The following is a 9932-nucleotide window of genomic DNA, read 5'->3' on the forward strand; positions in this document are numbered from 1 at the left end:
GGTCCGAACAGGGCGGCGATGATGCCGAACAGCGCGAGCGCGGCGAACAGCAGCGGCACCGAATGCAGGAAGAAGCCGGCGGCKGCAAAGGCCGCGGCAAAAATCTCGGCAAACTTCAATCGCCGCGCGACGACCGATTTGACGTATTTGTCGGCGAGCTGGCCGCCGAGCCCCGACAGGATGAAATAGGGGAAGATGAAGACGGCGCCTGCGACCGTCACCAGCGCGTCGCCGTGACCGGTCGCGGCACTGTAAAGCAGGATGATGACGAGTGCGTTCTTGAGCACGTTGTCATTGAGCGCCGAGAAAAATTGCGCCCAGAACAGCGGCGCGAAGCGGCGTGACGACATCAATTCCCTGATCATGACAAGTCCTGTTTTGGGAAGGCAGCCTGAGATTGTTACGTTGTCGGTGAGGCGTCACGACCGGAAGCTTACGGGACGAACGATGGCTGGATGACGACGGTCGCCGGCCTGCTCTGTCCCCTCGACCCTTCCGATCCTGTTGGTCTCCAAATGGTCTCGTTAGGTTCGCAAATATCTGGTCGCAGCCGTGGTTCAGACGGACCGGCCGCGCTTTTTCGGATACCGCGCGGAGCGATGAGGAAATGTTGAACCGCATCGCCAAAGGCCGCGACATCGGCTGCGAATATCGGGACATGGTAAGTCCTTCCTTGCAACCGGGTCTTGCATTCGAGCCGACCGGAACGTCCCGGGTGCGCGCGCCTCACGTGAGATGAGCGAGGTGGCGAAAGGGCGAGAGGCGGCCGAGCAGGCTGAACCGGCGGCCCGCGTGACGGCTACGGGCGCGGCTCGCCCGCCACATCCGGAAGGTCGCGCGGCGCTCGGTGAGCACGCCGGCAATGTCGCAGGCATTTGCGATGCGATCGACCGGCGCCATCACGAACTTGAGGACGGCCCGGCCAAGTCCGGTCACGAGAGCCGCAGCGTCATCGACGAAGGTGGAGGCGATATCAACAGCGAGGGTTTGCATTTTGCAGATCTCCGGGTTAATTTGAACAATGTTCAGATGAGTAGTTTGAAAATGAACAATGTTCAAGAAGAATCGCCACGCGACCAGAAAAAAAGTCGGCGGAGGCTCCTGATCCTGGAGATCGCCCGCGGCATAATTTCAGCTAAGGGGCTGAGATCATTGAAGGTTCGGGACGTCGCGGAGGCCGCCGGTTGCTCGGTGGGCAGCGTCTATAACGAGTTCGGCGACTTCGACGGGGTGATCCTGACGGTGAACCGGGAGACCGTTCAGGCGCTGACGGTACGGCTCGCCGAGGTTCCGGCCGAGGACCCCGTTCGCCAGCTCTACGGGTTTGCCGAGACTTATCTCGAATTCTTCGCCGAGCACGCAAACCTGCTGCGCTCGCTGTTCGAGCATCGGATGGAGGACGATCGTCCTTATCCCGACGACATCCTTCAGATGGTGATGGACGCTTTCGCGCTGATGCATCCAGCCCTGGTGCGGCTGCTACCGGCTGCGGACGACGTGAGGATCGCGCTGCTGTCGCGCACGCTGTTTTCCGCCGTGCATGGAATCATCTCGCTCGGCCTGGAGGAGCGCATGGTGGCGGTGCCGCCCCAGATGCTGCGCCAGCAGGTCGAGCAATTCCTCGATACGCATCTTGCCGGCCTCGGGATCGTGCCGGTCGGCGCGCGGTCGCCTTGAGGAGGTCAAGCGGCTACCACGCGTATCGCAGGCTCGCGGTGCCGGAATAAGTGGTGCTGCGCGCCGCGAACTCGCCGTCGAACTTCGCCGACAGGGCAACGCCGTTCGAAAACTTCAGCTCGGCGCCGGCGGATGCGAGCGCGGTGTTCTTTGCCGGCGTTGCGCCATTGACGATGAAGCTCGCGCCGGGCAGCGCCTGGAATGCAGCGACGAGCGTCGGGTCGCTCACCCAATCATGGGCCCAGGCCGCCCGGCCGCGCAACGTGAGGACCGAATTCGGCGTGACCAGCGTCGCGCGATCGAAGCGCGCGCCGAGCTCGCTCCGCGTGTCGGAGGCCGTGCGTCCCTGATAGGTCAGGCCAAAGCCGCTGCCGGCCAGATCGGCCTCGGTATAGATCGGTGTGCGAAAAGCCTGAGCTTGCGCCGCCGCATATGGCGTGAAGCCGCCAATCGGCGTAGCGAAGCGATAGCCGCCCTCGATGCGGCCTCCGACGGTTTGAGCGTCGAATTTCGCGGTGAGCTGGTTGCCGAACGGTGCGAGCCGGTCTGTCGACATCCAATGATTGGCCACGGCGAGAGAGGCGGCGAAATAGGCCGGCCCCGTACGCACGGCGGTGTAGACGCCGGCCTGGATTGCATCGCTCTTGCCGCCGCCGATCGCCTGAGCGAGGTCCCATTTGGTGCCGCCGCCCGACAGTGCGAAACCGACCAGCGCATCGCGGCCGAAATGATAATCGGCGCCGGCCGCGACGCCGCCGGCGCGCGCGCCGAGGTCGTGACTGCCGATCACGACGGGGTCGCCACTGGTGCGGTTGGTACCGCCGAACGCCGTGCCCCAGGCCGTCCAGCGCTCCGCAAAGGCCGGCGCTTTCACGGCCGGTGTCCCCAGCACCTTGTTGTAGGCGAGGGCGATATCGTCCGGCAGCGCGGCACGTTCTGGGCTGAAGCCGAATGCCGTGCGACCCGCGTCGACGATGCCACTGCCGCGGCCATCGACGAATGGATCGAGCATCAGGCCGAGGAACTGGCCCGTGAACTGGAAGGCGCCTTGCCGCGCGCCGGTCGCAGCTTCGCCCGAGAGCTGATCGAGATTGTAACGGAGCTGGGCGTCGCTCTGGCCTGCGAAGGAGGAGAGGAAAGGCAGGTTGGGACCGAACGCGCTCAAGGCGCCGGCCACGGCCTTCTGGTTTTGCGTTTGGGCGAGGGAGAGGAATGCGGCGTTGTTGTAGTTGAGCGTCAGGAAGACGCTGAACCCGTCATAGCTGAGGGAGGAAGCGAAGAGCTGCGGATTGTATCCGCTGACAGTCACGCCCGAGAAGCTGCCGGTGACGCCAGTCGTCGTGCTCAGGATCGTATATTGCGTCGAGGGGTTATAGGCGCCGGCGATCGTGTTGACTGCGACGGTGCCGCCGTTCAACGCTGCGCTGACCGCGAGGATCTTCTCGGATTGTCCGGTAGCGGTGACGGAGATCGCGTAGGTCGAGCCGGCGTTGAATGTGACATTGCCGGAGCTCGTCAGCGTACCGAGATTGCCGGGCAAGACCGTGCCGCCCGATAGCACCGTGATATTGCCGACGGCGCCGTTACCGCTGAGGATGCCCGCGCTGACGGTCGTCGCGATGTTGGGCATCGAGCCGTTCACCTCGACGGTGCCGGCCAGGACATTCATGGTCGCGATCTCCGTCGTCGAGCCGTTCATCGTCCAGGTGGAGCTGCCGGTCTTTTCCAGCACCTCGAATTCCCGGAACTGACCGGCCGCGCCGAATATGCTGAGATTGAACACTGCGTTGGTGGCCCCGCCCAGGCGCAGCGTGTCCGTTCCGTTGCCGCCGAGGACCCATCCCGTGATGCTCGATCCCGCTCGCAACTCGAAGACGTCGTTGCCGCCCTTGAGGTCGGCAGCCGTGCTGACGCCACCACTGATGATCGTGCCTGAGTTGATGATGGTGTCCTGATTGGCCGAGCCGATGATTGCCGTGCCCGAGGCACTCGATATCGTGCCGGCGTTGTTGATGATGTTGCCTTCGGCCGCGCCGCTCAGATCGACGGCCGCGACATTGATGGCATGGACAAAGCCGCTCGACAGGATGTTCGCCTGATTGTTCGCCGACCCGGCGCCGATGCTGATGCCGATGGCTCCGGTCACGCCGTTTCCGACCGTACCGCCGATCACGATGATGTTGTTGCTCGAATTGGCCAGTGCGAGCCCCGTCGTGGCGAAGCTCGATGACCCAACCATGGCACCGGCATCCACTGTGATGGTGTTGCCGCCACCGCCGATCACGTCAATGCCGTCGCTGTTGGCAGAGGTGACGGTTGCGTTGCCGAAGACCTTGACCGCGCTATCGGATGCCGCTTCGAGGACAACGCTGGCAAAGGTGGGGTCGTTCACGGAGGTCGCGCTGCCGTCGCCAATGTTGACGGTGACACCGCTGACCACAGGCGCCGTCTTGACCTGGGTGTTGCCCGCTCCGGTGCAGGTGATTGAATCGCCTGACTGCAGCGCTGCCTGCGCGCCGCTTCCAGTCACCACACAGGCCGCCTCTGCCGGCGCGGTGAACCACGGCAGCGCACTACCTGCGGCAACGGCGCCGATCGCGGTGCTCAAGAGAAACGCATGCCGCCGACACGTCTTCGCGCGACGGATCTGGGGCGGGGGCAACAAACCATTCCAGGGCACCTGCAAACTCCTCTTTCGGCACGACCCGGGCGGGATTCGGGCCGCAACGTTGGCTGGTGCCATGCTTAGCGGGGGAGGTTCCGGCCATCGTGGATCAGCGCGCAAGGCGGTGTGGCGGAAAGCGAAAGACGCAGTTTTTTCGGGAGCAATGTGGCCGCGGCGTCACATAGCCGCGCCGCTGCGACGCCGTTGGACGATGTCTGCAATCGGATGCCGGGGTTGAGAGGGCGCCGGCGCCTATCAGCCTCGCGCTGCGACGGCTTCGCGCGGACGGGTTGCAACGACGACGACGTCCGGTCTGCCGTTGTCGACCTGTACCCGGTTACGCCCCTTTTCCTTGGCACGGTAGCAGGCGGCATCCGCGCGCCGCATGGCGTCCTCGAGCGTGGTGTTGCCGTCCGCGATACAGGCGACGCCGATGCTGGCGGTCACCGCAAAGCAACGATCATCCCAGGCGAAGGTGAACAGCTCGAGCGATCTGCGCAGGCGTTCGGCGATATCGACGGTGGTCGAGGGCGAGCATTGCGGCAGGATCAGGCCGAATTCGTCGCCGCCGAGCCGGGCCACCAGATCATGCGGCCCCCGGTCCTGTTGCAGCACGCGCGAGACCTGGCAAAGCAGGCGGTCGCCGGCGAGGTGGCCGCAGGTGTCGTTGACGCTCTTGAACTGGTCGAGGTCGAGCAGGATCAGGCCCAGCGAGCCCGCCGCGGTGGTGTCCAGCACGTTTTGCAGGCGCGCCTCGAAGGCGCGGCGGTTGGACAGGCCGGTCAACCAGTCGTGCGATGCCTGCCATGCCAGTCGCTCCTTCTCGGCATGCAAAGCATCCTCGAACGCCTGTCGTTGCAGCATCAAGCGCCGCGTGTGCCAGATCAGGAGCAGGATCAGTGTCGCGGCCACCACGATGTTGATGCACGTCAGCGTCACTTTGATGGCGCGGGAGCCTTCGCCGAGGACAGTCGAGAACCGCTTTGCATGCACCGTGAACTGCGTGTTGAGCTCCGAGAGCCGCAGCGACAGCAGCCGCAGGCGGTCGCGGTCCTCAATGGGCCCGTGCGCCAGCTCGGACCGGATCACCTCGCCGAACACGCTGAGCTCCAGCAGCATGGGATCGGTGGCCGCCCACTCGTGGATCGCTTCCTGGAGGAAGCTGACGCGGTTGAAATAGCGGAACAGCCAGATCAATCCCGGAACGTCATCGGGATGGTTGCCGCCTTGCAGAAACCCGACGCGGGCGGCCTCGACGTCGACCGGATCGCGCTCGAGTGCCCAGCGCGCGAACTCATCGCCGATGGGAACGGCAAGGGACGCTTGGTAGTGGGTGAACTGGCTCGGTTCGCCTGAATGCAGATAGAGATTGAGGAAATAGACAGCGTTCTTCTGTGACCGCGACCACATTGCTTCGCCCGCGACATAGGCGCGGACCGATGACATCACCTCGAGGCTGAATCCCGCGATCGTTGCCTGGAGCACGACGACCATTACGAATGGCGAGACAAGTTTGATGACGTGAAGGAAACTACGCCCCTTCGTCGACGTCGCTGTTCTGCGAAACACCCTGCATTCCCCAAATCGATCAACGACCCCACCGGAGCGTCGCGCCTGCAACGCCAAGTAGAGGGGAAAGTTGCTTAACTCGACCCCAAGGACGCAGGCGACTGCACTGCAGGGTGAAATCGTTGTGAAGCGGATGCCCGCAGATCGTTGCAAATGCCGACGAACCGGAACCGATGCGGTCGTGGCGAACCAATGCCTCGCATTCGTCCTGCGCGGTTTACCTGATCGAGAGAGTTTGGTCCGGCGCTAGACCAGCACCGGCTTGCGCACCCGGCCAGCGTCGCCGAACACGCGCAAATAGCGTTCGATCTCGGATGGCATGCCGGTCGCCTTCTCCGGATTGTCAGAGAGCTTGACGGCCGGGTGGCCGTCAACCGACGACACCTTGCAGACCAGCGAGATGKGATCGAGATTGAACGAGCCGTCCGGCGGACAGCCGACGAAATCATTGGTGAGGTTGGTGCCCCAGCCGAAAGAGAGCCGCGAGCGACCGGAGAAGTGGTGATAAGTCTCCTCGATCGAGCCGACATCCATCGCATCGGAGAAGACGAGCAGCTTGTCCTTGGGGTTGCGGCCCTTCTTTTCCCACCAGGCGATGATCTCCTCRCCGGCCTGGATCGGTGGCGCGCTGTCGGGGCGGAAGCCGGTCCAGTCGGCGACCCATTCCGGCGCATCGCGCAGGAAGGATTTGGTGCCGAAGGCGTCGGGCAGCGCGATCAGGAGATTGCCGCCATAGGTCTGGCGCCATTGGTCGAGAATGCGATAGGGCGCCCAGCGCAACTCCTCGTCGTCCTTGGCAAGCGCAGCCGCGACCATCGGCAGCTCATGCGCATTGGTGCCGATGGCTTCGAGATCATTGTCCATCGCCAGCAGCACGTTGGAGGTGCCGATGAAGGACGGGCCCAGGCCTTCCTTCACCGCCTCGACGCACCAGCGCTGCCAGAGGAAGCCGTGGCGGCGGCGGGTACCGAAGTCGGAGAGCCGCAAATTCTCGAGCTGGCGCAGCCGCTCGACCTTGGTCCACAGCTTGGCCTTGGCGCGGGCATAGAGCACGTCGAGCTCGAAGCGGCCGCGGCCCTTCATCGCGGCGCGCGACCGCAACTCGTTGAGGATGGCGAGCGCCGGAATTTCCCACATCGTGGTGTGGGTCCAGGGACCGTGGAAATGCAGCTCGTACTGGCCCTCGACCTTGCGCAGCTCGTACTCGGGCAGCCGGAATTCGGCCAGCCAGCGGATGAAGTCCGCCGAGAACATGTGGGTCTTGCCGTAGAAGGTGTTACCGGCAAGCCAGATCAGCTCTTTCTTGGCGAAGSGGATGGTGCGGGCGTGGTCGAGCTGGGCGCGCAGCTCGCCCTCGTCGATGATCTCGGCCAGCCGCACATGGCGCGAGCGGTTGATGACCGAGAAGGTCACCTGCTGATTCGGATAGTCCTCCCGAATCATCTGCAACATCAATAGCTTGTAGAAGTCGGTATCCAGCAGGCTGCGGATGATGGGGTCCAGCCGCCAGCTATGATTGTAGGTCCGGCTCGCAATATCGGTCACTGTCATGGGACAATTCTAGCGTGGCGGCCCTCGCGCAACCAGTGGGTTTGGCGAAGGGCAGACTTCCCTGAAACCGTAACCGAGGCTCAGTCTCCGGCCGCCGTTGCCGCCACGGTTTCGAGCTGGCCGCGGATCCAGCGATGGGCCGGATCTTTCTGATAGCGCTGATGCCAGACTATGAACATCGGCAGCTCGGCCAGCGTCTTTGTCCGCGACGCCAGCGGAATCGGTACATGCGCGAAACCGCGCATCACACCGGAGGCGAGCAGGCTCGGCATGCTCGCCAGCATCTGCGAGCCGCGCAGGAAGGACGGCACGCCGGAAAAGCTCGGCACGGAGATGGCGATGTCACGCAGAAAGCCGTTCGCCGCCAGCCGGCGGTCGAAGTCGAGCCGCTCGTTGTCGGTATAGACCACCGTGATGTGGCGTGCCGCGAGATAGGCGCTGCGGCCGGCCGGCGCGGTGCGCGCCTTGGGATCGAAGTAGCAGACGTAATGGTCGCTGAGCAGCCGCTTCTGCACGATGTCCACGCCGGATGGCGGCAGCGGCGTGACCAGGAGATCGCAGCGGTTTTCGCGCAGCATCGCGGGCGACGGCGACTGCGAGGGGATCACGCGCAGGTTCAGGCTCCTGACCTGTCCCGCGACATGATCGAAGAACCGCGGCAACAGCAGATCGCGCTGGAAATCATTGGCGGCGATCGTCAGCGAAAGCTGCGCGCGCGCCGGCTCGAAGGTGACGCCGCCGGCAAAGCTGCGCATCTCGTCAATCAGCGCCCGCGCTTTCGCAGCCAAGGCCTGGGCATGGGCGGTGGCGACGATGCCGCGGCCGGATTTGGCAAACAGCGGATCGCCCGCGATCCGCCGCAACTTGTTCAGCCCGTGACTGACCGCCGATTGCGTCAGACCAAGCCGCGTCGCTGCCGCCGTGACCGAGCCTTCCTCCAGCACGGCAAGGAACAGTTCGAGGGCGTGGCCGTCGAGCGCCAAATGATCGATTTCCTTCATGTAATTCATTATAATCGATCTATTTATCTTGAGAATAGATCGTCCCATGATCTCCCGATAAGCCGCGCCCCCCCGGACCCGGGCGCCGCAGGGAGAGACAACGCCGATGAACGTCCAGGCGCCAGCCTTGCAGGATCCCCGCCTCAACCGACCCGAGCCGTTCACCCCGCGCGACGGCGGCTTCTTCCAGCGCGACCACTCGATCCATCCGCCGGCGCATGCGCCCGGCTACAAATCCTCGGTGCTGCGCTCGCCGCGCCAGCCGCTGCTGTCGATCGAGAACTCGGTCTCGGAGATCACGGGTCCGGTGTTCGGCCACAACGATCTCGGTCCGCTCGACAACGATTTGATCCGCAACTACGCCAAGGACGGCGATCCCGTCGGCGAGCGCATCATCGTCCATGGCCGCGTGCTCGACGAGACCGGCCGCGGCGTGCCGAACACGCTGGTCGAGTTCTGGCAGGCCAATGCCGGCGGCCGCTACCGGCACAAGAAGGACACCTATCTCGCCCCGATCGATCCGAATTTCGGCGGCTGCGGCCGCGCACTGAGCGACGACACCGGCTACTATTATTTCCGCACCGTGAAGCCGGGCCCCTATCCCTGGCGCAACTTCGTCAACAGCTGGCGTCCCGCCCACATCCACTTCTCGGTGTTCGGCTCCGGCTTTGCGCAGCGGCTGATCACCCAGATGTACTTCGAGGGCGATCCCCTGATCCCGGTCTGCCCGATCCTGACGACGATCCCGGACAAGGACGCGCTCGACCGCCTCGTGGCGCCGCTCGACCTCAACGCCTCGACGCCGTTCGACTCGCTCGCCTACCGCTTCGACATCGTGCTGCGCGGCCAGCGTTCCACCTATTTCGAAAATCGCACCGCGGGGAACTGAGCCAATGCCGCAGCCGCTCGACTATCTCAAGGAAACCGCCTCGCAGACCGCCGGGCCCWACGTCCATATCGGCCTGATCCCGGCCATGGCCGGCTTCGACATTTTTGAGAAGAACTTTTCTAACGTGCTGGTGACGCCGAACACGCCAGGCGAGCGCATCACGCTGGAGGGCAAGGTGTTCGACGGCAGCGGCACGCCGCTGCGCGATGTGCTGCTCGAAATCTGGCAGGCCAACGCAACCGGCCGCTATAACCATCCGGCCGATCGCCCGGCCAGCCCGGTGGACGAGGAGTTTCGCGGCTGGGGCCGCGCCGGCTCCGATTTCGAGAGCGGGTTGGTGACGTTCGAGACCATCAAGCCAGGAGCCATCATCGACAAAGCGGGCCGCAAATGCGCGCCGTACGTCAATATCTGGATCGTCGCGCGCGGCATCAACATCGGTCTCAATACGCGACTCTATTTCTCCGACGAAGAAGCCGCGAATGCCGCCGACCCCGTGCTCAACCTGGTCGAGCCGCCGGTGCGGCGCGCGACGCTGATCGCCACGCGCGGTGAGCGCGCCGGCAAGGTCGTGTACTCC

8 protein-coding genes and 1 pseudogene are annotated in these 9932 nt (G+C 64.3%); 3 read left to right on the plus strand and 6 right to left on the minus strand.

Annotated elements, in window-relative coordinates; genetic code table 11:
* Window positions 1-365 (minus strand): annotated as a pseudogene (locus tag AC1DW2_RS42720) (acyl-[ACP]--phospholipid O-acyltransferase); the annotation flags it as partial.
* Window positions 366-726: 361 nt separating this feature from the next.
* Window positions 727-993 carry a hypothetical protein gene (locus tag AC1DW2_RS42725; protein WP_167768131.1) on the minus strand — a complete coding sequence of 89 codons (267 nt, stop codon included), beginning with the start codon at window positions 991-993 and terminating at the stop codon, window positions 727-729.
* A gap of 51 nt (window positions 994-1044) precedes the next feature.
* Here AC1DW2_RS42725 and AC1DW2_RS42730 point away from each other — a divergent pair, with 51 nt between their 5' ends.
* Window positions 1045-1677, plus strand: coding sequence for a TetR/AcrR family transcriptional regulator (locus tag AC1DW2_RS42730; RefSeq protein ID WP_193560904.1), 633 nt, complete (start codon window positions 1045-1047; stop codon window positions 1675-1677).
* A gap of 13 nt (window positions 1678-1690) precedes the next feature.
* Here the strand turns inward: AC1DW2_RS42730 and AC1DW2_RS42735 are convergent, their stop codons facing one another.
* The 4 genes from AC1DW2_RS42735 to AC1DW2_RS42750 all read right to left on the minus strand — a co-directional run bounded on the left by AC1DW2_RS42735 (window position 1691) and on the right by AC1DW2_RS42750 (window position 8472).
* Window positions 1691-4285, minus strand: a complete 2595-nt coding sequence (locus AC1DW2_RS42735; protein WP_477009092.1) for an autotransporter outer membrane beta-barrel domain-containing protein — start codon at window positions 4283-4285, stop codon at window positions 1691-1693.
* A gap of 312 nt (window positions 4286-4597) precedes the next feature.
* Entirely contained in the window at window positions 4598-5911 is a 1314-nt protein-coding gene (locus AC1DW2_RS42740) for a GGDEF domain-containing protein (RefSeq protein ID WP_477009093.1), read from the minus strand.
* A gap of 246 nt (window positions 5912-6157) precedes the next feature.
* Window positions 6158-7462, minus strand: coding sequence for a nicotinate phosphoribosyltransferase (gene pncB / locus AC1DW2_RS42745; protein WP_477009094.1), 1305 nt, complete (start codon window positions 7460-7462; stop codon window positions 6158-6160).
* An 80-nt stretch (window positions 7463-7542) separates the two neighbouring features.
* Window positions 7543-8472, minus strand: coding sequence for a LysR family transcriptional regulator (locus AC1DW2_RS42750; protein WP_477009095.1), 930 nt, complete (start codon window positions 8470-8472; stop codon window positions 7543-7545).
* Window positions 8473-8569: 97 nt separating this feature from the next.
* Here AC1DW2_RS42750 and pcaH point away from each other — a divergent pair, with 97 nt between their 5' ends.
* Together pcaH and pcaG are read left to right on the plus strand one after the other, a co-directional pair.
* A complete protein-coding gene (gene pcaH / locus AC1DW2_RS42755) occupies window positions 8570-9352 on the plus strand; it encodes a protocatechuate 3,4-dioxygenase subunit beta (RefSeq protein ID WP_041955084.1) in 783 nt (260 codons plus the stop codon).
* 4 nt (window positions 9353-9356) lie between these two features.
* Window positions 9357-9932, plus strand: a 576-nt coding sequence (pcaG, locus tag AC1DW2_RS42760) for a protocatechuate 3,4-dioxygenase subunit alpha (protein WP_477009096.1), incomplete at its 3' end; no start/stop codon positions are given.

Source organism: Bradyrhizobium sp. P3_C3, from assembly GCF_056402655.1.

Bases quoted from the DNA above. Each gene is read 5' to 3' on its own strand.
- AC1DW2_RS42725 (WP_167768131.1), bottom strand. From the start codon at position 993: ATGCAAACCCTCGCTGTTGATATCGCCTCCACCTTCGTCGATGACGCT.
- AC1DW2_RS42730 (WP_193560904.1), top strand. From the start codon at position 1,045: ATGAACAATGTTCAAGAAGAATCGCCACGCGACCAGAAAAAAAGTCGG.
- AC1DW2_RS42750 (WP_477009095.1), bottom strand. From the start codon at position 8,472: ATGAATTACATGAAGGAAATCGATCATTTGGCGCTCGACGGCCACGCC.
- pcaH (WP_041955084.1), top strand. From the start codon at position 8,570: ATGAACGTCCAGGCGCCAGCCTTGCAGGATCCCCGCCTCAACCGACCC.